At 61.7% G+C, this 24017-nt stretch carries 19 protein-coding genes; 11 read left to right on the forward strand and 8 right to left on the reverse strand.

What is annotated here, in order from left to right; all coding sequences use genetic code 11:
• Positions 1–7: 7 nt before the first annotated feature.
• The 4 genes from PMM47T1_RS10475 to PMM47T1_RS10490 form a co-directional block, all read right to left on the reverse strand.
• Positions 8–259, reverse strand: a complete 252-nt coding sequence (locus tag PMM47T1_RS10475) for a DUF1653 domain-containing protein (protein ID WP_008368408.1) — start codon at positions 257–259, stop codon at positions 8–10.
• 77 nt (positions 260–336) lie between these two features.
• On the reverse strand, positions 337–1512 hold the full coding sequence (fadA, locus tag PMM47T1_RS10480) for an acetyl-CoA C-acyltransferase FadA (RefSeq protein ID WP_008368409.1): 1176 nt from the start codon (positions 1510–1512) through the stop codon (positions 337–339).
• Positions 1513–1541: 29 nt separating this feature from the next.
• Positions 1542–3689 carry a fatty acid oxidation complex subunit alpha FadB gene (fadB, locus tag PMM47T1_RS10485; RefSeq protein WP_008368410.1) on the reverse strand — a complete coding sequence of 716 codons (2148 nt, stop codon included), beginning with the start codon at positions 3687–3689 and terminating at the stop codon, positions 1542–1544.
• A 551-nt stretch (positions 3690–4240) separates the two neighbouring features.
• The gene (locus PMM47T1_RS10490) at positions 4241–4678 is read right to left on the reverse strand and encodes a hypothetical protein (protein ID WP_008368412.1); all 438 of its coding nucleotides are present in this window, start codon (positions 4676–4678) and stop codon (positions 4241–4243) included.
• 111 nt (positions 4679–4789) lie between these two features.
• Here PMM47T1_RS10490 and PMM47T1_RS10495 point away from each other — a divergent pair, with 111 nt between their 5' ends.
• Positions 4790–5230: a universal stress protein gene (locus tag PMM47T1_RS10495; protein WP_008368413.1), complete on the forward strand. Its 441-nt coding sequence runs from the start codon at positions 4790–4792 to the stop codon at positions 5228–5230.
• Between the two features lie 72 nt (positions 5231–5302).
• Here the strand turns inward: PMM47T1_RS10495 and PMM47T1_RS10500 are convergent, their stop codons facing one another.
• The gene (locus PMM47T1_RS10500) at positions 5303–7222 is read right to left on the reverse strand and encodes an ATP-binding cassette domain-containing protein (RefSeq protein ID WP_008368414.1); all 1920 of its coding nucleotides are present in this window, start codon (positions 7220–7222) and stop codon (positions 5303–5305) included.
• Between the two features lie 201 nt (positions 7223–7423).
• On the opposite strand from PMM47T1_RS10500, the gene PMM47T1_RS10505 reads away from it, so the two are divergent.
• Entirely contained in the window at positions 7424–9352 is a 1929-nt protein-coding gene (locus PMM47T1_RS10505) for a transglycosylase SLT domain-containing protein (RefSeq protein ID WP_008368415.1), read from the forward strand.
• 137 nt (positions 9353–9489) lie between these two features.
• Here the strand turns inward: PMM47T1_RS10505 and PMM47T1_RS10510 are convergent, their stop codons facing one another.
• Both PMM47T1_RS10510 and PMM47T1_RS10515 read right to left on the reverse strand, forming a co-directional pair.
• Complete coding sequence (locus PMM47T1_RS10510; RefSeq protein ID WP_008368416.1) at positions 9490–10290, reverse strand: MOSC domain-containing protein; 801 nt, start codon at positions 10288–10290, stop codon at positions 9490–9492.
• Positions 10291–10376: 86 nt separating this feature from the next.
• Positions 10377–11303: a chemotaxis protein CheV gene (locus PMM47T1_RS10515; protein WP_008368417.1), complete on the reverse strand. Its 927-nt coding sequence runs from the start codon at positions 11301–11303 to the stop codon at positions 10377–10379.
• A 521-nt stretch (positions 11304–11824) separates the two neighbouring features.
• On the opposite strand from PMM47T1_RS10515, the gene PMM47T1_RS10520 reads away from it, so the two are divergent.
• The 3 genes from PMM47T1_RS10520 to PMM47T1_RS10530 all read left to right on the forward strand — a co-directional run bounded on the left by PMM47T1_RS10520 (position 11825) and on the right by PMM47T1_RS10530 (position 14407).
• The gene (locus PMM47T1_RS10520) at positions 11825–12289 is read left to right on the forward strand and encodes a hypothetical protein (RefSeq protein ID WP_008368418.1); all 465 of its coding nucleotides are present in this window, start codon (positions 11825–11827) and stop codon (positions 12287–12289) included.
• A 571-nt stretch (positions 12290–12860) separates the two neighbouring features.
• Positions 12861–13751: a sensor histidine kinase gene (locus PMM47T1_RS10525; protein ID WP_043300912.1), complete on the forward strand. Its 891-nt coding sequence runs from the start codon at positions 12861–12863 to the stop codon at positions 13749–13751.
• Complete coding sequence (locus PMM47T1_RS10530; RefSeq protein ID WP_008368420.1) at positions 13748–14407, forward strand: response regulator; 660 nt, start codon at positions 13748–13750, stop codon at positions 14405–14407. Before PMM47T1_RS10525 ends, PMM47T1_RS10530 begins: the two co-directional genes overlap by 4 nt.
• 74 nt (positions 14408–14481) lie before the next feature.
• Here the strand turns inward: PMM47T1_RS10530 and yegS are convergent, their stop codons facing one another.
• Complete coding sequence (yegS, locus tag PMM47T1_RS10535) at positions 14482–15384, reverse strand: lipid kinase YegS (protein WP_008368421.1); 903 nt, start codon at positions 15382–15384, stop codon at positions 14482–14484.
• A 374-nt stretch (positions 15385–15758) separates the two neighbouring features.
• Here yegS and PMM47T1_RS10540 point away from each other — a divergent pair, with 374 nt between their 5' ends.
• From PMM47T1_RS10540 to PMM47T1_RS10565, 6 genes are all read left to right on the forward strand, one after another.
• Complete coding sequence (locus PMM47T1_RS10540; RefSeq protein WP_008368422.1) at positions 15759–17195, forward strand: undecaprenyl-phosphate glucose phosphotransferase; 1437 nt, start codon at positions 15759–15761, stop codon at positions 17193–17195.
• A complete protein-coding gene (locus PMM47T1_RS10545; protein ID WP_008368423.1) occupies positions 17196–18650 on the forward strand; it encodes a mannose-1-phosphate guanylyltransferase/mannose-6-phosphate isomerase in 1455 nt (484 codons plus the stop codon).
• A gap of 73 nt (positions 18651–18723) precedes the next feature.
• Positions 18724–19494, forward strand: a complete 771-nt coding sequence (locus PMM47T1_RS10550; RefSeq protein WP_008368424.1) for a polysaccharide biosynthesis/export family protein — start codon at positions 18724–18726, stop codon at positions 19492–19494.
• Positions 19495–19512: 18 nt separating this feature from the next.
• On the forward strand, positions 19513–21501 hold the full coding sequence (locus PMM47T1_RS10555) for a GumC family protein (protein ID WP_008368425.1): 1989 nt from the start codon (positions 19513–19515) through the stop codon (positions 21499–21501).
• Positions 21501–22679 (forward strand): glycosyltransferase, encoded by a 1179-nt coding sequence (locus PMM47T1_RS10560; protein ID WP_008368426.1) that lies wholly within the window; start codon positions 21501–21503, stop codon positions 22677–22679. The genes PMM47T1_RS10555 and PMM47T1_RS10560 overlap by 1 nt, the downstream gene beginning before the upstream one ends.
• 2 nt (positions 22680–22681) lie before the next feature.
• A complete protein-coding gene (locus PMM47T1_RS10565; RefSeq protein ID WP_008368427.1) occupies positions 22682–24004 on the forward strand; it encodes a cellulase family glycosylhydrolase in 1323 nt (440 codons plus the stop codon).
• The last annotated feature ends 13 nt before the right edge of the window (positions 24005–24017 follow it).

Here is a 24017-nt window from a genome sequence, read left to right on the forward strand (position 1 = left end):
CGGATGTTCAAGCGATCTCGTCGCCGGGCCGCTCGAACAGGCTCGGTTCGGCCTCGACCAAAGCAAAGCGCGGGACGCGCTCGCCGTCAACTTCAACCGACTCCAGAAACATGCTCAATGGCCGTACCCACAGGCCAAACTCGCCATACAACGCCTGGTAGCAGACCACCTCTTCCTCGTTTTCGGAATGGCGCGCAACCCCAAACACGCGGTATTGAGGCCCCTTGTAGTGACGGTAGAGCCCTGGCTGTAACGGCATGTTTCCCTCGCTAAAACAAATATTCTGTAAAAACAAAAACCGGGGCACCTGGCCCCGGTTCGCCGACTCTCGACCGCTTACACGCGCTCGAAGACGGTGGTGATGCCCTGACCCAGACCTACACACATGGTGGACACCCCGAAGGTGCCGTTGTTCTGTTTCATGACATTCAGCAGGGTGCCCGAAATACGTGCACCCGAGCAACCAAACGGGTGGCCCAAAGCAATGGCGCCGCCGTGCAGGTTAACCTTCTCGTTCATCTTGTCGAGCACTTTCAGATCCTTCAGCACGGGCAGGGCCTGTGCGGCGAAGGCTTCGTTGAGCTCGAAGAAGTCAATATCGGCGATGCTCAGGCCGGCACGCTTCAGTGCTTTCTGGGTCGCCGGCACCGGGCCATAGCCCATGATTGCCGGGTCTACGCCAGCCACGGCCATGGAACGGATCACCGCCATCGGCTGAATGCCCAGGTCTTGAGCACGTTGGGCCGACATGACGATCATGCAAGAGGCACCGTCGGTGATTTGCGACGAAGTGCCCGCTGTCACCGTGCCACCTTTCGGGTTGAACGCAGGGCGCAGGGCGGCCAGGCTCTCCAGGGTGGTGTCCGGACGAATGGTCTCGTCGTAGTCGAACATTTTCAGGAAGCCGTTCTCATCATACCCCTGCATCGGGATGATCTCGTCCTTGAACTTGCCTTCCACGGTGGCCTTGTGGGCCAACTGGTGCGAACGCACGCCGAAGGCGTCCTGGGCTTCACGGGTAATGCCGTGCATCTTGCCCAGCATTTCCGCGGTCAGGCCCATCATGCCCGACGCCTTGGCAGCGTACAGGGACATGTGCGGGTTGGGATCCACGCCGTGCATCATGCTCACATGGCCCATGTGCTCCACGCCACCGACCACGAACACATCGCCGTTGCCCGTCATGATGGCCTGGGCGGCGGTGTGCAGCGCGCTCATGGACGAGCCACACAGGCGGCTGACGGTCTGGCCGGCCGCGGTGTGCGGGATCTGGGTCATCAGCGACGCCATGCGCGCGATGTTCCAGCCCTGCTCCAGGGTCTGGTTCACACAGCCCCAGATCACGTCCTCGACTTCGCCCGGGTCAACCTTGACGTTGCGTTCAAGCAGTTTGCTGATCAGGTGCGCCGACATGTCTTCGGCGCGGGTGTTGCGGTGCATGCCACCCTTGGAGCGGCCCATTGGCGTGCGACCGAAGTCAACAATCACCACATCTCTCGGATTCAAGCTCATAAAATTTTTCTCGCTCAAGTGTGGGGCGCTTAACCGAAGAAGCTCTGGCCGTTCTTGGCCATCTCACGCAGCTTCGCGGTGGGGTGGTACAGCGGGCCCAGGTCGGCGTACTGGTCTGCCAGGGCGACGAAGTTGGCCACGCCCAGCGAATCGATGTAACGCAATGCACCGCCGCGGAACGGAGGGAAACCGATGCCGTACACCAAGCCCATGTCGGCTTCGGCCGCGGTCTCGACGATACCGTCTTCCAGGCAACGCACGGTTTCCAGGCACAGCGGGATCATCATCCAGTTGAGGATGTCCTCGTCGGACAACTCGCGCTGCTCGTAGACGATTGGCTTGAGCACTTCCAGCACCGAAGCGTCGGCCACTTTCTTCGGCTTGCCCTTCTTGTCGGTCTCGTAGGCATAGAAGCCCTTGCCGTTCTTCTGGCCCAGGCGCTTGGCCTCGTACAGCACGTCGATGGCCGAGCGGCGATCGTCTTTCATGCGGTCGGGGAAGCCTTCGGCCATCACGTCACGGCCATGATGGCCGGTGTCGATGCCGACCACGTCCATCAGGTAGGCCGGGCCCATGGGCCAGCCGAACTTCTCCATGATCTTGTCCACGCGCACGAAGTCGATGCCGGCGCTGACCAGACGAGCGAAGCCGCCGAAGTACGGGAACAGCACGCGGTTGACCAGGAAGCCCGGGCAGTCGTTGACCACGATCGGGTTCTTGCCCATTTTCTTGGCGTAGGCCACGGTGGTCGCCACGGCGACTTCGCTGGACTTCTCGCCACGGATCACTTCCACCAGCGGCATCATGTGCACCGGGTTGAAAAAGTGCATGCCGACGAAGTTTTCCGGACGCTTGAGGGCCTTGGCCAGCAGGCTGATGGAAATGGTCGAGGTGTTGGACGCCAGGATGGCATCGTCCTTGACCTGGGCTTCCACTTCGGCCAGCACGGCCTGCTTGACCTTGGGGTTCTCGACCACGGCTTCGACGACGATGTCGACGTGGCCGAAATCACCGTACGACAGGGTCGGGCGAATGGCGTTGAGCGCCTCGGCCATTTTGGCCGGGGTCAGGCGGCCTTTCTCGACGCGCTTGCCCAACAGCTTCGAGGCTTCGGCCAGGCCTTGCTCGATGCCCTTCTCGTTGATGTCTTTCATCAGGATCGGCGTGCCCTTGACCGCCGACTGATAGGCGATGCCGCCACCCATGATGCCGGCGCCCAGCACGGCGGCCTGGTTCACGTCGCGAGCCAGTTCGTCGTAGGCCTTGGCCTTGCGCTTGAGTTCCTGGTCGTTGAGGAACAGGCCGACCAGGCTCTGCGCGGCAGAGGTCTTGGCCATTTTCACGAAACCGGCGGCTTCGATTTCCAGGGCCTTGTCACGGCCGAAGTTGGCGGCCTTCTGGATGGTCTTGATGGCTTCGACCGGCGCCGGGTAGTTCGGGCCGGCTTGACCGGCCACAAAGCCCTTGGCGGTCTCGAAAGCCATCATCTGCTCAATGGCGTTGAGCTTGAGCTTGTCCAGCTTGGGCTGGCGCTTGGCCTTGTGGTCGAATTCGCCGCTGATGGCGCGCTTGACCAGGTCCAGTGCCGCGGCCTGCAGCTTGTCGGGCGCTACCACGGCGTCCACGGCGCCGGCCTTGAGGGCGTCTTCAGCGCGGTTTTCCTTGCCCGAGGCAATCCACTCAATGGCGTTGTCGGCACCGATGATGCGCGGCAGGCGCACGGTACCACCGAAGCCTGGGTAGATGCCCAACTTGACTTCCGGCAGGCCGATCTTGGCGGTTTCCGACATGACGCGGAAGTCTGCGGCCAGGCACATTTCCAGGCCGCCACCCAGGGCGATGCCATTGATGGCCGCCACGGTAGGCACGCCCAGGTCTTCGAAGTCGCTGAAAATGCGGTTGGCTTCCAGGTTACCGGCGACCAGTTCGGCCTCGGGCAGCTTGAAGTTTTCGACAAACTCGGTGATGTCCGCGCCGACGATGAACACGTCCTTGCCACTGCTGACAATCACGCCCTTGATCGATGCATCGGCCTTGATGGTGTCGACGGCCTGGCGCAATTCGGCCAGGGTCAGACGGTTGAACTTGTTGACGGACTCACCCTTGAGGTCGAACTTCAGTTCGACGATGCCACTTTCAAGAGCCTTAACCGTGATGGCTTTACCTTCGTAAATCATCAACTGATCTCCACGATATGGAAGCTGAACAGTACACGCCAAACGCTGGTACGGGGCCGGCTGGCGCCTAGCGCCGATTGCCGCTCCCCCGCTGCCAGACACACCCGTCAGCGCGATAGTCGGGATTCTGTAAGAGCGTTCCTACAAGACAAACGCTCAATTCATACGCCCGTTTGATTTGGGTACGCACACATTCACGGAAAAACCGGCAATTGTCAAATGCGCTGAAACACTGCAAAAACGCGACTTTGCGGTCACGCGTGCGTCAAAACAGCGCACGCAGCCTTTTCGCTGATGACGCAACATTCAGCAACAGCATCGCACACCCTCGTGACAGCCAGATACGCTGCGGGCTGTGGCAACCAAACGTCGCACAGAGAATAAAAAGAAGGGATTTTTGCGAGCGCCCGACGTAAGCTCCGTTCGCGACTACACTGTCGACCAAACATCGCGAAAACGTCTTACCGGCCTGCCTGGCCACCCCCAGCCCGACGCAGATTATCGGGCTTTTTAATGCCTGGAATTTAACCGGCCTGGCGGGCAGAAGACCTTCAGGCAAGCGCCTTCAACACCTCATCAATCACCACCAGCACCTCGACCTTTCCCCGCTCCCCCCAATACAGGGCAATCATCTGGTGACCTGCGTCAACCTTGTAGACATTGGCCGGCAAGCGGGCGAACTGGGCCAGCAATATCGGGTCTTCACACGGCTCGCGCCATTGATTGAGCCAGCTGCCCGGCTCGGTCTGCCAGTAGCAGAACTGCGCGGCCTGGGCCGAGCGCCGGGGGCGGCAATACTGCGCACAGGGGCTAGGTGGCTCCTTGGGCAGCCAGTGGGGCCATTGCTGGGGCATGAGCTGCATGGCCATGCCCAGGCGCCGTGCTTCCATGCGCAGGGCCATCTGGCCGCTCTGGTTGCGCGAGGGGCGCAGCCAGACCATGGGGCTTAAAACCAGCGCAAGGATTGACACCACTATCCATACCGTCATATGACTGTGCACCCTGTAAAACATTTATAAATGAGTTGGTTAGGACACGCGCAAACAGACCGACTTGAAACAGGCCATACTTGAACTATCGCCACGTCAGGAGAGCTTCCCATGCCCTACCACCATATTCTGGTCGCCGTCGACCTGACCGAAGAGTGCGATCCGGTGATTCACCGGGCCCGCGAGCTGTCTGCCAGCCAGGACGCCAAGCTGTCCCTGGTGCACATCGTCGAACCCATGGCCATGGCCTTTGGTGGCGATGTGCCCATGGACTTGTCGCAACTGCAACAGCAGCAATTCGACCAGGCCAAGGAACGCCTTGAACGGTTGATTACCAAGTATCCGGAACTGACGAAAGAAAACTGCCACCTGACCTACGGCCAGCCGAAGCAGGAAATACATGGCCTGGCCAAGGAAAAAGGCTGCGACCTGGTGGTGGTGGGCAGTCACGCCCGTCATGGCCTGGCATTGCTGCTGGGCTCCACCTCGAACGACGTGCTGCATGGCGCGCCGTGCGATGTACTGGCGGTACGCCTGAAGAAGGCGGAGTAGCAGCTTCAAGCTTCAAGCTGCAAGAAGAGGCACACGCGCCCTTCTTGCAGCTTGCAGCTCAAAAGCTGCGCCTTAGGCGTCCAGCTCAGCCCAACGCTCGACCATCTGGTCCAGCTTGGCCTGAGCCTGCTCCAGGTCGGCAATGACCTTGGCGGTCTCTGCAGCCGGCTTCTGGTAGAAACCGGCATCAGCCATGGCCGCTTCCAAGGCCGCGATCTTCTGCTCCTGAGCCTCGATTTCACCCGGCAAGGCTTCCAGCTCACGCTGCAGCTTGTAGCTGAGTTTCTTCTTGGCCGCTGGCGCTTCAGTGGCTGGCGCAGGCGCTGCCGCCGGTGCGGTAACCACGGCGCTGTTGAGCTCGGCCTTGCCCGATTTGTTCTCGGTAACACCGAGCAACTTCGGCGAGCCGCCCTGACGGATCCAGTCCTGATAGCCGCCCACGTACTCGCGCACCTTGCCCTCACCTTCGAACACCAGCGTGCTGGTCACCACGTTATCCAGGAAGGCCCGGTCGTGGCTGACCATCAGCACGGTGCCCTTGAAGCTGGACAATACTTCTTCCAGCAGCTCCAGGGTTTCCACGTCGAGGTCGTTCGTAGGTTCGTCGAGCACCAGCAGGTTGGCCGGCTTGCTGAACAGCTTGGCCAGCAGCAGGCGCGCACGCTCGCCACCCGACAGCGCCTTCACCGGCGTACGGGCACGCTGGGGGCTGAACAGGAAGTCGCCCAGGTAGCTGAGCACGTGGCGGTTCTGGCCGTCGATCTCGATGAAGTCCCGGCCTTCGGCCAGGTTGTCGATCACGGTCTTTTCCAGGTCCAACTGGTGACGCAGCTGGTCGAAGTAGGCCACTTCCAGGCGCGTGCCTGCCTCGACCTTGCCGCTGGTGGCTTCCAGGTCGCCCAGCATCAGCTTGAGCAGCGTGGTCTTGCCAGTACCGTTGGCACCCAACAGGCCGATACGATCCTGGCGCTGCAGCACCATGGAGAAGTCCTTGACCAGGAACGGGCCGCCCGGGTGGGCAAAGCTGACGTTCTCGACCACCATCACCTGCTTGCCGGATTTCTCCGCGGTATCGAGCTGGATGTTGGCCTTGCCTTGGCGCTCGCGACGTTCGCCACGCTCCACGCGCAGCTCTTTCAGGGCGCGTACGCGGCCTTCGTTGCGGGTACGGCGGGCCTTGATGCCCTGGCGAATCCACACTTCTTCCTGGGCCAGGCGCTTGTCGAACAGCGCGTTGGCGGTTTCTTCGGCCGACAGCATGGCTTCCTTGTGCACCAGGAAGCTGGCGTAGTCGCCATTCCAGTCGATCAGACCGCCGCGGTCCAGCTCCAGGATGCGCGTGGCCAGGTTCTGGAGGAAGGACCGGTCGTGCGTGATGAACAATACGGCGCCGCCAAAGCTGCTCAGGGCCTCTTCCAGCCAGGCAATGGCACCAATGTCCAGGTGGTTGGTGGGCTCGTCGAGCAACAGCAGGTCGGGCTCGGACACCAGCGCCTGGGCCAGCAGCACGCGACGACGCCAGCCACCGGACAATTGCGCCAGGGTCTTGTCGGCCGGCAACTGCAAGCGGCTCAGGGTGCTGTCCACCAGCTGTTGCAGGCGCCAGCCGTCGCGGGCTTCAAGGTCCGACTGCACATGCATGAGCTTGGTCAGGTCTTCATCGGTGACGATGTTCTGGCTCAGGTGGTGATATTCAGCCAGCAGCGCGCCCACGCCGTCGAGGCCTTCGGCCACCACGTCGAACACGGTACGATCGTCGGCCACCGGCAGTTCCTGCGGCAGCTCGCCGATCTTCAGGCCCGGCGCACGCCAGACCTCGCCCTCGTCAGGCTTCTGATCACCCTTGACCAGGCGCAGCATGCTGGACTTGCCAGTGCCATTTCGCCCAATGATGCAGACCCGCTCTCCACGGGCGATCTGCCAGGACACTTTGTCCAACAACGGCATCGCGCCGAAAGCGAGGGACACATCGCTTAATTTGAGCAGGGTCATGTGTTTCTCCAAAAACCGGGCGCGCATTCTACCTGACTTGGGCGCCCAGCACAGTAAATGCCGTCATACGGACGGCGCGCGCCGAATTCATGTTCAGATACAAGCACAGTGCTTTCATCGCCGGCCCGCAACCGGCTAAGCTAGTGGGTAATCAGTGCAGGCCACGCCGCACTTGTCATGCCTTATCTGCACGGATGTCTCATGCGCGGTCGCCTGTCTAGCCTTTTGTCCTGCCTGCTGCTTTCTGCCACCGCCGTCTCCTGCGCCCACGCAGTGGACCTGAACACCCAACGCCAGTATTACGACCAGGCCAAGCGGGCCCTGGCCAAGGGCGACAGCGGCCCTTATTTCCAGTACGCGCCCATGCTCAGCGATTACCCGCTGGAGCCTTACCTGGCTTATGACGAGCTGACCGCCCGGCTGAAAACCGCCAGCAACGACGAGATCGAGAAATTCCTCGCCGCCCACGGCGACCTGCCCCAGGCCAACTGGATGAAGCTGCGCTGGTTGCGCTGGCTGGCCGAGCGTGGCGACTGGGATACCTTTGCAAAATATTACGACGCCAAGCTCAACTTCACCGAGCTTGATTGCCTGAACGGTCAATACCAGCTCAGCCACAACCTCAAGGCCGAAGGCTATGCCAACGCGCAGAAACTGTGGCTGACCGGCAAAACCCAACCCGACGCCTGCGAAGCGCTGTTCGGCATGTGGGCCGCCGACGGCCAGCTCACCGAGGACAAGCGCTGGCAGCGCCTCAAGCTTGCCGCGCACACCCGCAACTATGCGCTGGCGAACGCCCTGGTGGCTACCTTGCCCACCCTGGGCAACCAGGGCCGCCTGTTGATCAGCGTGGCGCAGAACCCCGAGTTGCTCACCGACCCGTCGCGTTTCCAGCCCGCCACCGAAGCCATGTCCGACGTGGTGGGGCTGGGCCTGCGCCGGCTGGCCAAGCAGGATCCGGACCGGGCCATGCAGCTGCTCGACAGCTATGCCAGCAGCATGCGCTTCTCGCGTGACGAAAAAGTGGCGATCGCCCGCGAGATAGGCCTGACCCTGGCGCGCAATTATGACCCGCGCGCACTGGACCTGATGACCCAGTACGACCCGGAGCTGCGCGACAACACCGTCACCGAGTGGCGCTTGCGCCTGCTGCTGCGCCTGGGCCGCTGGCAGGACGCCTATGAGCTGACCCGCCGCCTGCCCGCGGACCTGGCCGCCACCAACCGCTGGAAATACTGGCAGGCGCGCAGCCTGGAACTGGCGCAGCCGCAGAACCCGCAGGTGGCGGTGCTCTACCGCAACGTGTCCAAGGAGCGTGATTTCTACGGCTTCCTGGCGGCCGACCGCACCCAGGCGCCCTACTCCCTGGCCAACCGCCCGCTGGTGATCAGCCAGGCACTGATGAACAAGGTGCGCAACACCCCCGGCATCCGTCGCGCCATGGAACTGCTGGACCGCGGCCAGGTGGTGGACGCCCGCCGCGAGTGGTACTACGTCAGCAACCTGTTCAGCCGCGACGAAATGGTTGCCCAGGCCAAGCTGGCCTACGACATGCACTGGTACTTCCCGGCCATTCGCACCATCAGCCAGGCCCAGTACTGGGACGACCTGGACATTCGCTTCCCCATGGCCCACCGCGACGCCCTGGTGCGCGAAGCCACCAGCCGCGGCATTCATGCCAGCTGGGCGTTCGCCATTACTCGCCAGGAAAGCGCCTTCATGGACGACGCCCGCTCGGGCGTAGGCGCCATGGGCCTGATGCAATTGATGCCCGGCACCGCCAAGGAGACCGCACGCAAATTCAGCATTGCGCTGGCGTCGCCGTCGCAGGCCATCGACCCGGACAAGAACATTCAATTGGGCGCCGCCTACCTGAGCCAGGTGCACGCGCAGTTCAACGGCAACCGCGTGCTGGCCTCGGCGGCGTACAACGCCGGCCCCGGCCGAGTGAAGCAATGGCTGCGTGGCGCCAACCACCTGAGCTTCGACGTGTGGGTGGAGTCGATCCCCTTCGACGAGACCCGCCAGTATGTGCAAAACGTGTTGTCGTATGCGGTGATCTACGGCCAGAAGCTCAACACGCCGCAGCCGATTGCCGACTGGAACGAGCGCTACTTCGACGATCAATAACCGCGCCCGTGAGGCGGCCTTGAGGCCGCTACAGCAACCGCGCTGTCGCAGGAGCTGGCGCAGGCTGCGAGCAGGACCTTCGCGGTATCGCGCGCAACCCAGGCCCGCTGCGCGCGCCTTGCAGCTGCCGTCAGCGGTTATTCGAGCAGGGTAACCGGCATGCCCACTTCCAACTGCCCCACACCATCATTGACCAGGTTCTGGCCAAACAGGATATCTCCATCCACCTGGCGGTAGGTCTTGAGGGTGGTCAGCGGTTCGCGGTCCTCGCTGCGCACGCCGGTGTGCGGGTCAAGCGTGGTCAGGATGCAACGAGCGCACGGCTTGACCACGCGAAATTCCACATCACCTATGCGGATGCGCTTCCAGCCATCCTCGGCAAAGGCTTCGCTGCCGCTGACCACCAGGTTGGGGCGAAAACGCAGCATTTCCAACGCACGCCCGACCCGGCCGCTCAGATCGTCCAGCGACGCCTGGCCAATCAGCAACAAAGGAAAGCCGTCGGCAAACCCCACCTTGTCGTCGTCCAGCCCGAAGCCGGGCTGGGTGGTGCGCGCACGGTCCACCGGCACCTGCACCAAGCGCGTGGGCTTGCCTATAAAGGATGACACCCAGGCCGCAGCGGCATCGCCGGCGTCGGGCACGCGCAGGGTATCGCGCCAAATGGTCACACCACGCAGGGACGCATCGACCCCAGGCGTCGGCACGAACAAGGGAGCCTGGCCAGGCCCGGACAGTTGCAGGCCGCCATCCTGATGAGCCGCGCCCAACTGGCTCATGTGCGCTTCGGCGCGCTGGGTGAGGAAGCGCCCCGTGGCCTCGTCCACGAGCATCCAGCGTCGGTCGCCCGAAAGGCCCAGGCTGTCCAGCGCTGACGATTGCAAGGGCTCGGCGATGGCCGACTTGAGGGGGTAGCGATAAAGGGCGCTGAGGTGCATGGCGAATTCCGGCTATCAGACAGGCTGCCAGTTTATCGCAAACCGCCCCGCGACCGCTGCCTGACGAGGCAGCGGCGAAACGGCGATCAGTTATCGAGCATCAAGCGCTGGCGCACCACGTCCACCAGCTTGTCGGGCTGGAACTTGGACAGGAAGTTGTCGCAGCCCACCTTCTTCACCATCGATTCGTTGAAACTGCCCGACAACGAGGTATGCAACACCACGTAAAGGCCACGCAGGCGTGGGTCATGACGAATTTCGGTAGTCAGGCGGTACCCGTCCATTTCCGGCATTTCCGCATCGGTGAAAATCATCAGCAACTTGTCGGTAAGGTTTTCACCGGCGTCGGCCCAGGCCTTCAGCATGTTCAGGGCCTTGAGGCCGTCACTGGCCACGTGCATCTTCACCCCCAACTGCGAAAGGGTGTCGCGCAACTGCGCCAGTGCCACCGTCGAGTCATCCACCAACAGCACTTCACGACCACGCGCGCGGGCCAGCACGGGGTCTTCGAGCTTCTCGCGCGACACCTTGGCGCTGTAGGGAACGATCTCCGCCAACACCTTTTCCACGTCGATGATTTCCACCAATTGGTCGTCGACCTTGCTGATGGCCGTCAGATAATGCTGGCGACCGGCGCTGGTGGGCGGCGGCAGGATGGCTTCCCAGTTCATGTTGACGATGCGGTCGACTCCACCCACCAGAAACGCCTGCACAGAGCGGTTGTACTCGGTGACGATGATGGTGCTGTTGGGGCCGGGCTGCAGCGGGCGCATGCCAATGGCCTGGGACAGGTCAATGACCGGCAGCGTCTGGCCGCGCAAATTGACCACGCCGCATACATACGCATGGCGCTGGGGCATCAGGGTCAACTTGGGCAGTTGCAGCACTTCCTGCACTTTGAACACGTTGATGGCGAACAACTGGCGGCCGGCCAGGCGAAACATCAGAATTTCGAGGCGGTTCTCACCCACTAGCTGGGTACGTTGGTCTACTGTGTCGAGAATGCCTGCCATCAATGACTCCTGGGGACGTTGCTAAGGTGGTCTCATGGGGGTTATCGGCCGTAACCTGTCGATCTTGAAGAGCGACGAAATACACGTTCCAAACCATTGATGTCACATTAACATCATGGTTAACTGATCGCATCGACAACGCTACATATCCAGATACAAAACTGCTAAGAACCCTCCCTCCTTATCAGGGTTTCCCCTATAGGCAATCGGGCAGAACCTGATATTCGCGATATCCAATAGCCATTAATGTGACGCCATTCTCAATGCATGAATGGAGTCAGGCTTTTGTTCGGTCTCTTTTTACCCCCCTGGTCACAGCAATCGGAGTGGCTGTGAGGGCCTGATTCCCTCCCGCCCGATGCAGACAATGTGTCTGGAATGTGGCTCGCAGGACACATTGAAAATGAAAGCGCAATTGCCAGCCACCCGCCCACGGATGCAGCTAAGCTTGAGTGGCCTGAACGAAAACTCGCACGGACAGCGCGCGATGACCAGGTCCGCACGGAGTTGTGGAGATAAACATGCTGAATGACACTCAGTGGTCATGTGCCCTGCCCGACTTTCTGGTCGACGCCCAGGCCATGCTGAACAAACTGCAGGAATGCTTGAGCCACCTGGAGCTGATCTGCAACGATCAGGACGCTGCGGACTGCCTCCTGCGCACCCTGGAAAGCCTGAGTCAACGGGCTTGCGGGCTGTCACTTGTGGAAGTGACAGCCTTTTGCCAGCAGTTGCAACAACTGCTGCGAGTTGCCAAACCGCGCAATCGTTTGGAGGGCAATACCCTCAAAGCGCTAAACGCGTGTCTGACGTTGCTGGCCTGGCAACTGGAACTGATTGACCCTCGCACCGGCCAATTGAGCATGGATGAAGACGAGCAGACCGCCCTCGTTCGAGCCCTGGCCATCACCATCGACCCTGATCAGCAGCACCTGCCGTCGCCTGCAGGAAGATTTGAAAATCAGGCAGATCGTCGGGCGCCCTGATTGTTATTACGCCTGCTTTGTTGTTTTTTTCATACACCCCCGAGCGCGCTACGGCGCGAGTCAGCGGCTCATGAATTGACCAGTGGTTCTCTTAGTGACCATCGGATAATCCCCTAGGTACAACTTTGCCGGTTATCTGTAACTTGGGCCTTACAGCCAAAGTTGAAGAAAAGCCATGGGCGCCCCATAACCGTGCAATACAGCATGGGGAAAATAAGCGGAGTTGATAGTTGATAGCGCCTGGCAGCAACTTGGACAGGCCCGATGATGGCACAATGCCTTTATCCTTTCCTCCTTTCACTCCCGTGAAAACTACCGACCGCTCAGGACCCGAACCTGAACAGGCGACCTAATGTTGATGAAGTGATACCATGGCACACCATTTCCCCGCACGGACCGGACACCTTGACCACCCGACACCTTCCCGGCGTCACGGGGAATCGGGCCGCTCGTTCTATTTGCCTGCCTTTTTTGTACCACGCGACACATCAAGAGCATGGAGCCCTGGAAACAGGTTTCAACAACGCCTTAACCGGTTATCAGCAGCGACTATTTCTTGGCTCCGTTCTCTATGTACGCCAGTTTCAGAAAATACACACAGTGGCCAATGGGCCTACATCAAATGCGTTGGCTGACCGTGTTGCTGTGCCTTTCTTCGCTCTTGGGCAATGCATTGATATTTGCCCATGGCGGCACTGTTCCTGCCGCCCTGCTGGTGTTAAACGTGGCAGCCATGCTCAGCGTCTGGCTGCAGCACCGCGGCGCCCAGAAGTCCATTGCGTTCAAACCTCAGGAGCTGGCCGACCGCCTGCTTGAAGTTCAGGAAAACGAACGCCACCGGCTCAGCCGTGAACTGCACGACGACATTGGCCAGTTGCTCACGGCCGCCATGATGCAGGCGGACTGGCTGCAACGGCGCCTGCCCAATGATCTGGAAGAGGGCTTTGCGACATTGCGCGACACCATCGACGAAACCCTGACCAAGGTGCGCGACGTGTCGGCCATTCTCAACCCGCGCCAGCTCAACAGCCTGGGCCTGGAAGCCAGCCTGCGCGCGCATCTGTTGCGCACCCTGGAAAACACCAGCGTGCACTGGAGCCTGGAGTGCCGCCAACAGATGACCGGCATTCCCGAGGAAATGGCAGTCGCGGCCTTTCGCATTACCCAGGAAGCGGTGACCAACCTGCTTCGCCATGCCCAGGCTGCCAACCTGCTGGTACGCCTGCAGCGCGCGCCCGAGGGCCTGCGCCTGTACATCAGCGACGATGGCGTGGGCTTTACCCCGGTGGACGACCCGGCCCGCCACGGGTTGCGAGGCATGTCTGGCATGCAGGAGCGCGCCAGCCTGATCGGCGGCTGGCTGAAGGTGACCAGCCAGCCTGGCCATGGCACTCAACTTGAAGCACTCTTTCCGTGGGCGCCGCGCGACCTGGAACGAGCCAACCTGGGCAACGGCCTATGATCTGCAAATTACTGCTGGTAGACGATCACTCGCTGATCCGAGCGGGCGTGCGCGCCCTGGTGTCGGACCTGCCCGGCTACGCGGTGATCGGCGAAGCCAGTGATGGCGCGCAATTGCTGGACATGGTGCAACGCCTGGACCCGGACATCGTGCTGCTCGACCTTTCCATGCGCGACACCGGCGGGCTGGAAGCGCTGGGCCGCCTGCGGGCCACCCGGCCGCGCAGCAAGGTGCTGATCCTGTCGATGCACACCGACCCCGAGATGATCATGCAGGCGCTGGAAATGGGCGCCCACGGCTACCTGCTCAAGGACACCACGGCGGTGGAACTGGAACAGGCTCTGGATGCACTGCGCGGCAACGAGCGCTACCTCAGCCCGGCCATCGCCCACACGGTCATCAACCAGGCGTTGATACGGGTGCAAAGCAACAAGCCGGAGTTGGCCGACAACCACAACCTCACCCCGCGGCAACTGGAAATCCTGCGCCTGATTGTGCGCGGCAAATCCACCCGGGAAATTGCCAACGGCCTGGGCCTGAGCGTGAAGACCGTGGAAACCCACCGTTCGCAGATCATGAAGCGCCTGCAGATCTTCGATGTGGCCGGCCTGGTGCTGTTTGCCGTACGCGAGCGCATCATCAGCCTCGACGACTGACCACTGCCACGCTGTAGATTTCACGCTGAACATGCGTAGTGTCCACTGTGGCCGGCGCAAGCCTTGGGCAGCGGCTAGGCGTGCGGCTTTGTCACCAGCGGCGAATGGGCGGGTAGGTGCACGTTCAATGCGCCCTTGCGGGCGCTGAAGCGCAGGTTGTCGCCCGTCAGCGGTTCGCCGTCCAGGTTGATATCCAGCCCTTCGGCGCTGTGGATCTCCACCCACGGCAAGCGCGCCCGCACAAACAGGTTGTCCACCCCCAGGCCACCAGCCAGCAGGTCCTTGAGGGTGCCGAACACTTCGGTGGGCGCCGGCAGGATACTGACGTCCAGCAGGCCGTCATCTGCCAGCGCCGTGGGGCACAGCACATGGCCGCCACCGGCCTGGCGACCGTTGCCGATGCCCAGGGCCAGCAGTTGGCCTTCCCATTCGAAGCCCGGGCCACGCAAACGACCATAGGCCGGGCGCAGTTCGGCGAACCGCGACAGCCCGGTGAACAGGTACGCCGCCCCACCCAGCACCTTCTTCAGGTCATCGGAGGTGCTGGCGGTGATCTGGCTGCCGAAACCGCCGGTGGCCATGTTCAGGAACATCTGCCCGCCCACCTCCCCCAGGTCGATGGCCCTGGCCGGCGCGTCCAGCAGCGCCAACGCACCCGCGCAATCGAGCGGCACACCGGCCGCACGGGCAAAATCATTGGCTGTGCCCAATGGCATCAACACAAGGCTGGCGTCCGTGTGCGCCCGGGCAATGGCCTCGGCAATGTCTCTGAGGGTGCCATCGCCACCGCCGGCGATGATATGCGTATACCCAGCAGCCAGCGCCTCGCCCACCAAACGCTGGGCATCGCCCGCCTCCCAGGTCAGGCGCACGGCAATCTCCACACCGCTGGCGCGCTGTGCCTCCACGGCGCGGCGCACCTCGTCATTGAGTGCCTGCTTGCCATGCAAAATCAAAAATGCCTTGCGCGTCGTCATCCTGCCTCCGCCCTTCAAGAAAGCCCCCAGAAGCAGTTTTCGACCACAAAGGCGTCAAAAAAAGCCATACAGATCATCGGCCGCTGAATATTTTTTTGGCGCATCGCGTTTTTTTCATTCGCAAGGCGGTGCTTCATGGACTTTACTCAGATTTCAAAGTGCCACGTATCTTTGTTGTTTTCCAAAGCGTCCGACCTTAAAGTACCGCGCTAACGGAAAAATGACGCGCAATTCCCCGCCAAGAATAAAGCGACAATAATTTGCCACCACGGATGGGACCCAGCGAAAAACAGTCATACCCATGACGCACTATGGAACTGCCGCAATTCTTGTTGTCGGCCTTGGATTACCAACGGTCTGGAGGGAAGGGATATATGCGCTTGCAACCCGTGGACAGTCTGCTGATGACTCGGCCGAGTATGGTCGAGTATTTTCTCTTTGCTATTCGCCTGGTCCACGGTTTTACCGCCATAGCCCCTGGGCTGCTGATCTTGTGGCTCGATTCGAGCATCGAGGTTGGCGCGGTGAAGAACGACCTGGCCGTACTGTGCTTCTTCGGTTTCCTCAGCGTGCTGATTTTCCAGGCGCTAGGGGTCTATGCCGAATCGATTTTCAGTAACCGCCTGCGCTTCCAGACCACGTTCTACGCCTGGGCGTCGGCGTTCTGCCTGCTGCTGTTCATGCACCGTGCCCTGTCGCTGTTCGACTTCATCAGCAACCTGCAACTGGCCATCTGGTTTATCGGCACCTTCATCCTGTTCGGCATCGAGCGGCTGATCATCCTCACCCTGTTCCAGCAGTTGATGGTGCGCGGCGTATTCCTGCAGAACGCAGTGATTCTGGGCGCCACCGAAAACGGCCAGCGCCTGGCCGAATACTTGCTGCAACACCAGGATATCCGTTCCGGGGTGGTGGGCTTCATCGATGACCGTATGGCCCGCCTGCCCAAGACCCTGGTCAACCTGCCCCTGCTGGGCAACACCCAGGACCTGGAACAACTGATTCGCGAAGAGAAAGTCACCCAGGTACTGGTGGCCATTCCGTGGTCGGCGGAAAACCGCATGGACTACATCATTCGCGAGCTGCGCCGCCTGCCGGTGAACGTGCTGCTGGTGCCGGACATGGTTGCCTTTCGCCATTCCCACAACCGCATCACCGAAGTCGCCAACCTGCCCATGTTCAACGCCTCGGAAGTGCCGTTGCGTGGCTGGTCGCCGTTTTTCAAGCGTGTGGAAGACATGGTGATTTCCACCATCGCCCTGACCCTGCTGTCGCCGATCATGTTGCTGGTGGCCCTGGCCATCAAGCTCGACTCACCCGGCCCGGTGCTGTTCAAGCAAAAGCGCTATGGCTACAACAACCGTTTGATCGAAGTGTTCAAGTTCCGCTCAATGCATCAGCACCAGGCCGACGCCAATGCGGAAAAACAGACAGTGCGCGGCGACTCGCGCATCACCCGGGTAGGCCGCTTCATTCGCAAGACCAGCCTGGACGAGCTGCCGCAGTTGTTCAACGTGTTCGGCGGCAGCATGTCCATGGTCGGCCCACGCCCCCATGCCACCGCCACCAAGGCCGCCGGCATTCTGTTCGAGGAAGCGGTGAAGGAATACACCTCCCGCCACCGGGTCAAGCCGGGCATTACCGGGCTTGCGCAGATCAACGGCTACCGTGGCGAAACCGACACGCTGGAAAAGATCGAGAAGCGTGTGGAATTCGACCTCGAATACATCGAAAACTGGTCAGTGTGGTTTGACCTTTACATCCTGTTCCGCACTGTCCCGGCAGTGCTTTTCACTCGCGAGGTTTATTGAATGGGCACGCTCATCCCCTGCATCATCGCCGGCGGCGCAGGTACCCGCCTGTGGCCCGTCTCCCGCGAAGCCATGCCCAAGCCGTTCATGCGCTTGCCCGATGGTGAAAGCCTGCTGCAGAAAACCTTCAAGCGCGCCAGCGGCCTGCCAGGCGTGGACCGCCTGCTGACTGTGACCAACCGCGAAGTGTTTTTCCGTACCCTGGACGACTACCGGCTGCTGAACAAGGGCGGCGCCGGGCTGGACTTCATTCTTGAACCGTTCGGTCGCAATACCGCCCCGGCCGTTGCCGCCGCAGCCCTGCACACCGCACGCCTGTACGGTGAAGACGCGCAGTTGCTGGTAATGCCGGCCGACCAGTTGATCACCGACATCGAAGCGTTCGGCAAGGCCGTGGACGCTGCTCGCAGCCTGGCTGACCAGGGTTGGCTGGTGACGTTCGGCATCGTGCCAAGCCGTGCCGAAACCGGCTTTGGCTATATCGAGAAAGGCCAGGCGCTGAGCGAGGGCGGCTTCCAGGTGGCTCGCTTTGTAGAAAAGCCCGACGCCGTCACCGCCCAGGAATACCTCAAGGGCGGCCTGCACCTGTGGAACGCCGGCATGTTCTGCATGCGCGTGGATGCGATTCTGCGCGAATTCGAACAGCACGCACCCGAGGTGCTGGAAAAGGTCAGCACGTGCCTGGCCGCCAGCCACCGCAAGGATGGCAACCGCGAGATCCAGCTGGAACTGGACAGCACCGCGTTCGCCAATGCCCCGGACATTTCCGTGGACTACGCCATCATGGAGCGCTCGCAGAAAGTCGCGGTCATCCCCTGCGAACTGGGCTGGAGCGACATCGGCTCGTGGCAGGCGGTACGCGAACTGAGCCCGTCCGACGGCAATGGCAACCAGTGCAACGGCGAGACCGTGTTGCACGACGTGCACAACTGCTACATCGACTCGCCCAAGCGCCTGGTAGGCGGCGTGGGCCTGGACAACCTGATCATCATCGACACCCCCGATGCCCTGCTGATCGCCGACGGCGACCGCAGCCAGGAGGTCAAATACATTGCCCAGGAGCTCAAACGCCAGGGCCACGACGCCTACCGCCTGCACCGCACCGTGACGCGCCCGTGGGGCACCTACACCGTGTTGGAGGAAGGCAAGCGCTTCAAGATCAAGCGCATCGTGGTACGCCCCAACGGCTCGCTGTCGCTGCAGATGCACCACCACCGCAGCGAGCACTGGATTGTGGTGAGCGGCATGGCGCGGGTGACCAATGGCGAGCGCGAGTTCCTGCTCGACACTAACGAGTCGACGTTCATCAAGCCGGGCCATACCCACCGCCTGGTCAACCCCGGCGTCATCGACCTGGTGATGATCGAGGTGCAGAGCGGCGAGTACCTGGGTGAAGACGACATCGTGCGCTTTACCGACATTTACGGCCGGGTGCCAGAAGCGCCCAAAGCCTGAACCCACTGACAACGACTGACCGACGCGGATCCGCCAGGGAGCTGTATTTCATGCACCACAGGAAGACTGACCAATGAAAAAAGTGTTGCTTATGTTAAGCGTTGTCCTGCTCGCAGCCTGCAGCAGTCCAGCCAAAGTTTCATTGCCCAGTGGTAACGTGCTGAAAGCAGCTCATGACGCGGGTAACTCGCTGGCCGGCAAACCCCTGCCGCCAGAACGTATCCGCGCCGGCGACACCTTGAGGATCGTGCGCAACACGGGCGAGGCGCCGTCGATCTCGGCGTTCACCGCCAACTCGATCTACGAGCTGACCCTGTTCCCGGTGCAGAACGACGGCACCTTCTCCTACCCCTACATCGGTCAGGTGCGGGCGGCCGGGCTGTCCACCGAAGAGCTGACCAAGGTGCTGGAGGTCAAGCTTGAGAAGATCTACCGCGAGACATCGCTGACCATCAACATCAACTCGGCGCCCAGCAACACCGTGTTTGTTGGCGGCGCCGTGCGTAGCCCCACCACCCTGTCGGTGAACGTGGCGACCACGCTGGAGCAGGCCATCATCGGTGCCGGCGGCGTGCTGTCGGTGGCCGACAGCCACAACGTGGCCTTGATGCGCCAGGAAGAAAGCGGCAAGTACAAGACGTACTTCTTTGACTACAGCAGTTCCCTGTTTGCCAACAACGATCGCGGCCCCGTATTGCTGCAGCGCGGTGACGTAGTGTTCGTGCCCAAATCCCATGTGGGTAATGGCATCGAGTCGGTCGATCTGTACCTGAACCAACTCATCCCATTCTCCAAATCCATTGGCGTTGGCGTGACCTACGACTTGCGCAACAACAATAACTGATCGTAAAGGACAACAGACATGATCAATATCCGTTCCTTCCGCGATTTGCTGCGCCTGTTTTTCATCTTCAAGCGTGAAGTGAAAATCACCGTTGCGGTGACGTTCGTGGTAATCCTGCTGGGCGCCTTCCTGCTGCCCAACCGTTATGAGTCCACGGCACTGCTGCTGGTCAAGCCCGGCCGCGACAGCACCCTGCCCATCGAGGTGTCCGACCGCCAGACGGCCGTGGTCCCGCTGCAGCGCGACCCGGTGGTGGACGAGGAGCGCATGCTCACCGGCCGCCCGATCACTCGCCTGGTGGCCGAGCAGTACCTGGATGACCTGTCGCGCCAGCCGCGCAAGGAAGGCGTGGTCGCCAACCTCAAATACGGGGTCAAAAGTGCCGTGCAAAGCCTGGCCGACATTGGCCGCGGCTTCCTGCAACTGCTTGGCCTGGTGGAGAAGCAGACCCCGGTGGAGCGCCTGGCCACCCAGCTTGAGAAGAACTTCAGCGTGACCCACGCCACCGGCTCCTCGGTGATGGAAATCAGCTTCACCTGGAGCGATCCGCAAGTGGCCCAGACGGTGGTCAAAAGCTGGATCGAAAACTATCAGGAAGAGCGCACCCGTACCCTGGGCCGCAAGAGCCTCTACTCCTTCTATGAAGGCGAGAGCAAGGCTACCCAGCAACGCATCCTGGAGACCAAGAAAAACATCCAGAGCCTGCTCGACCAACTGGGCGCGGTGAGCATCACCGAGCGCCTGAACGATGTGTCGCGCAACCTCAACGACCTCAAGGGCGAGCGCCTCAACACCCTGCGCTCGATCGCGTCCACCCAGGCTGGCCTGGACACGCTGAAAGCGCAGATGAAAAGCATCCCGCCGGAAATCAGCATCGCTCGTGAAATCGCCCGCAACCCGGACCGTGAAGACCTGAGCACGCGCATCAACACCAAGCAGATCGAGAAACAGGAGCTGCTACGCACCTTCAACGACGACGCACCTCCGGTGAAGGCCATCAACACCGCCATCGCCAACCTGCAAGCGCTGATGAACGGGGAGAACGCGACCGTGCAGCGCTCGCAGAACATGGCGCCAAACCCAATCTATACCCGCCTGCAAAACAGCATCGCCGACCAGTCCGCCAGCCTCAGCCGCCTGCAGTCCCAGGCCGCGCAGCAGGAAACCCAATTGGCCAAGCTGGAAGGCGACCGCACCCAGGCCGTGGGCCTGGAACCACAACTGTCGCAGCTGCAACTTAACCTGGACGCCGCCGAGAAGAGCTTTGCCCTGTACAGCGACAGCCTGGAAAAAGCCCGTATCGACCGTGAGCTCGATGCCAGCCAGATCAGCAACATCGCCGTGGTCGAACAGGCCACCCTCAACCCTAGCCGTGTGTTCCCGAAAAGCCTGCTGATGATTCTGTTCGCCATTCCAATCAGCCTGGCGGTTGGCCTGCTGGCCCTGTACTTCTTCTACCTGCTGGACCAGCGCATCCACGACGGCGACAAGATCGAGGAGCGTTTCGGCATCAAGGTATGGACCAGCCTGCAAGACATCAGCGGCCAGGAGGCGGCACGCATCAGCGCCTTCACCGCCAGCATGTACCGCCTCTATGGGGTGCTGCCGCTCAAGCAAGTGGCCCTCAGCGGCCTGAGCATCGGCCTGACCTCGGCGCGCAAGGGCGAAGGCGTGAGCTTTGTCATCGAGCACTTGCGCACGCTGCTGCAAGAGCGTGGCCACCTGGTGCGCGTCAACGGCCAGGGCGCGGCGCAACCGGGCGAAATCGTGTTGTTGGACGCCGCCGGGTTCTTCTCCAACCAGGAAGCCTTCGTCACCCTGCGCGAGGCTGACCTGATTGCGCTGATCGTCGAAGCCGAGAAAACCACCGTCCCAGTACTGGAAAACGCCCTGTCGATTCTCACCACGGCGTTCAAGCGTGTTGATGGCATCATCATCAACCGTCGCCGCTTCGAGATTCCGGCCAAGGTGCTGACCTTCATGTCGCGCATCCGGAGCCATGGCTGATGCATATTGCCCTGCTGGCGCCCCTGCCACCGGAACAGAACGGCATCGCTGACTACGCCGGGCACCTCAAGCACGCCCTGGAACAACAGGGCGTGACCGTCAGCGCACCACTGGCGGGCCTGGGCAACGACGTGCAAGCTACCCAGGCGGCTATCAAGGCCTTCGACTGGCAGGGCATCGACCTGGTGCATGCCGAGATCGGCGGTGGCCGCCTGGCTGAATTCAACGGCTTGCGGGCCCTGCGCGAGCGCTTCCCGCGCCTGCCGCTGACCGCCACCGTGCATGACCCGGAGCGCTTGGTATGGCGCCGTGAACACCTGCCCTGGCCACTGTCGCTGGCCCAAGGCCTGCCCAACCCGTTGCCGCAGATGGCCACGGTATTGGCCGACCCCCTGTGCCTGCGCGAAGAGCGCCAACTGGCGCGCAGCCTGACGCGTCTGATAACCCTGACCCGCTCTGGCAACCAGGCCCTGAAACAGCGCATGGGCCTGCGTGACGAGCAGATGGTGGTGATCCCCCACGGCAACCTGGACATCCCGTCGGCGCCGCTGCCACCGTTGGAGCCCCTGCGCCTGCTGTACTTCGGCTTTATCTACCGCGGCAAAGGCATCGAGGACCTGCTGGACGCCCTGGCGCTTACGTTCAGCCAGCAGCCGGCCTTGCGCGACCGCATCCGCCTGACCCTGGCCGGCGGCAGCGAACCGGAAATGGCCTTCGGCCCGTCGGGCAGTTACCTGGACCAGCTGCGCCAGCGCATCGACCAGTTGCAACTGGGCGATGCCATCGAATGGGGGCTGGACTTGCCGGCTGCCGATATTCCCAAGGTCATCCAGGCCCACCACGTGATGGTGTTGCCCTACCGCGAGTCCAGCAAGCTCAAGCTGCTGGGCAACCTGCGCGGCACCAGCGGCGCCCTGTCATGGGCGGTGGCCTGCGGCCGGGGGGCCATTACCTCCGATGCCCGTTCGTTCGCCGAAGAAGTGGCCAACGACAATGGCGTCATCTTCCCGCAGGGCAATGTACAGGCCCTGGCAGCTGAATTGAGTCACTTGTGTGCCACACCGGAACTGGCGATACGCTGGGCCGAGCACGCCAGCCTGATCGGCAGTCAACGAACCTGGCCACTCACGGCCGCTCGTTTTGCGCAAATGTTCGAGGACGCCTGTGGAGGGCGCTGATCATGTGGAAAAAGCCAATCGTATGGATACCCGTCCTGCTGTGCGCCATTGTGGCAGTCAGCACCTTGCCGTGGAGCGACAAGGCCGAGGCAGACATCACACTCAAGGGTCCGCGAGCGGTGACATGGAGTGATTTCCTGGGCGTCAACGCACAGTTCCAGTATTTCGACCCGGCCGTCTACCAGAAGCAGATGTCGGCCCTCGACGCCTTGGGGCTTACTTGGGTGCGCCTGAGCATTCACTGGGCGGTCATCGAACCTGCGCAGGGCACTTTCGACGTTGCCGCGCTGGACGGCGCGATGGCGGCAATGGCACAGCATAACTACAACATCGCCGCCTACCTGGTCGGTTCGGCGACCTTCGACAGCAGCGCACCCAGCGGTGCCACCGCCGTGGACCAGTATCCGCCCACCGATTTCAGCATCTTCGCCAACCGCATGGCCATGCTCGCCAAACGCTATCCGCAGGTGAACACCTGGCAGGTGTGGAACGAACCCAATATCTACTGGCTGCCCAAAGAAGACCCCACCGCCTATGGCAAGCTGCTGTTCACCGCGGCGGCGGCCATTCGTGCCGCCGCTCCTGATAAAGCCGTTGGCACTGCGGGCATGGCCTACTACAGCCAGATGCAAAGCACCTCGGGGCTGATCCTCACCGACCTGGTCGACCAGGGCCTGCCGTCCAGCAACATCATCGCCTCCTACCATCCCTATTCAGCTTACCCAGAAGGCGATGACACCACCGCCAAGGACTTTATCCAGCGCGGCAACTTGCTCAACACCACCCTGCACAGCAAGGGCGTGACCCAGGTATGGGCCGACGAATGGGGCTGGTCCAGCTATGCCGGGCCGGTGGAAGAGCAAGCGATCATCGGCACCGCCGGCCAGGCCGACTACACCTTGCGCCGCCTGGCATTGATGAGCGCCATGGATTACCAGCGCATCTTCCTGTTCAACCTCACCGACCTGGATGCCCGCGCCTCGGTACGGGACCAGTCCTATGGCCTGGTAGACATCAACGGCAATCCGAAACCGGTGTACACCGCCCTGAAAAACTTCCTCGGCGTGACGGGCGCGCGCCTGGAACCGGCTGACGCGCCGACCTATACCAACGGCCCTGGCGACTTGTTCAACATTGCCTGGACCCGCGCCGACGGCACGCACCTGTGGCTGATCTGGAGTGCCACCTCGGGCGCCACGGTGACGCTGCCCTCGGTGCCTTCGGCGACGCTCTTCGACCCGTTGCAGGGCACCAGCACCAGCCTGGCCAATGCCCAGGGCATCAGTGTTCCGCTCAAGACCAGCCTGCAAATGCTGGTCTGGTAACAAGGACGATTCA

It is taken from the genome of Pseudomonas sp. M47T1, assembly GCF_000263855.1.
Classification (GTDB): Bacteria; Pseudomonadota; Gammaproteobacteria; order Pseudomonadales; family Pseudomonadaceae; genus Aquipseudomonas.

What these genes read in the sequence shown, in the direction of transcription:
- PMM47T1_RS10475 (WP_008368408.1), bottom strand. Translation starts at nt 259, where the DNA reads ATGCCGTTACAGCCAGGGCTCTACCGTCACTACAAGGGGCCTCAATAC.
- fadA (WP_008368409.1), bottom strand. Translation starts at nt 1,512, where the DNA reads ATGAGCTTGAATCCGAGAGATGTGGTGATTGTTGACTTCGGTCGCACG.
- fadB (WP_008368410.1), bottom strand. Translation starts at nt 3,689, where the DNA reads ATGATTTACGAAGGTAAAGCCATCACGGTTAAGGCTCTTGAAAGTGGC.
- PMM47T1_RS10490 (WP_008368412.1), bottom strand. Translation starts at nt 4,678, where the DNA reads ATGACGGTATGGATAGTGGTGTCAATCCTTGCGCTGGTTTTAAGCCCC.
- PMM47T1_RS10495 (WP_008368413.1), top strand. Translation starts at nt 4,790, where the DNA reads ATGCCCTACCACCATATTCTGGTCGCCGTCGACCTGACCGAAGAGTGC.
- PMM47T1_RS10500 (WP_008368414.1), bottom strand. Translation starts at nt 7,222, where the DNA reads ATGACCCTGCTCAAATTAAGCGATGTGTCCCTCGCTTTCGGCGCGATG.
- PMM47T1_RS10505 (WP_008368415.1), top strand. Translation starts at nt 7,424, where the DNA reads ATGCGCGGTCGCCTGTCTAGCCTTTTGTCCTGCCTGCTGCTTTCTGCC.
- PMM47T1_RS10510 (WP_008368416.1), bottom strand. Translation starts at nt 10,290, where the DNA reads ATGCACCTCAGCGCCCTTTATCGCTACCCCCTCAAGTCGGCCATCGCC.
- PMM47T1_RS10515 (WP_008368417.1), bottom strand. Translation starts at nt 11,303, where the DNA reads ATGGCAGGCATTCTCGACACAGTAGACCAACGTACCCAGCTAGTGGGT.
- PMM47T1_RS10520 (WP_008368418.1), top strand. Translation starts at nt 11,825, where the DNA reads ATGCTGAATGACACTCAGTGGTCATGTGCCCTGCCCGACTTTCTGGTC.
- PMM47T1_RS10525 (WP_043300912.1), top strand. Translation starts at nt 12,861, where the DNA reads ATGTACGCCAGTTTCAGAAAATACACACAGTGGCCAATGGGCCTACAT.
- PMM47T1_RS10530 (WP_008368420.1), top strand. Translation starts at nt 13,748, where the DNA reads ATGATCTGCAAATTACTGCTGGTAGACGATCACTCGCTGATCCGAGCG.
- yegS (WP_008368421.1), bottom strand. Translation starts at nt 15,384, where the DNA reads ATGACGACGCGCAAGGCATTTTTGATTTTGCATGGCAAGCAGGCACTC.
- PMM47T1_RS10540 (WP_008368422.1), top strand. Translation starts at nt 15,759, where the DNA reads ATGCGCTTGCAACCCGTGGACAGTCTGCTGATGACTCGGCCGAGTATG.
- PMM47T1_RS10545 (WP_008368423.1), top strand. Translation starts at nt 17,196, where the DNA reads ATGGGCACGCTCATCCCCTGCATCATCGCCGGCGGCGCAGGTACCCGC.
- PMM47T1_RS10550 (WP_008368424.1), top strand. Translation starts at nt 18,724, where the DNA reads ATGAAAAAAGTGTTGCTTATGTTAAGCGTTGTCCTGCTCGCAGCCTGC.
- PMM47T1_RS10555 (WP_008368425.1), top strand. Translation starts at nt 19,513, where the DNA reads ATGATCAATATCCGTTCCTTCCGCGATTTGCTGCGCCTGTTTTTCATC.
- PMM47T1_RS10560 (WP_008368426.1), top strand. Translation starts at nt 21,501, where the DNA reads ATGCATATTGCCCTGCTGGCGCCCCTGCCACCGGAACAGAACGGCATC.
- PMM47T1_RS10565 (WP_008368427.1), top strand. Translation starts at nt 22,682, where the DNA reads ATGTGGAAAAAGCCAATCGTATGGATACCCGTCCTGCTGTGCGCCATT.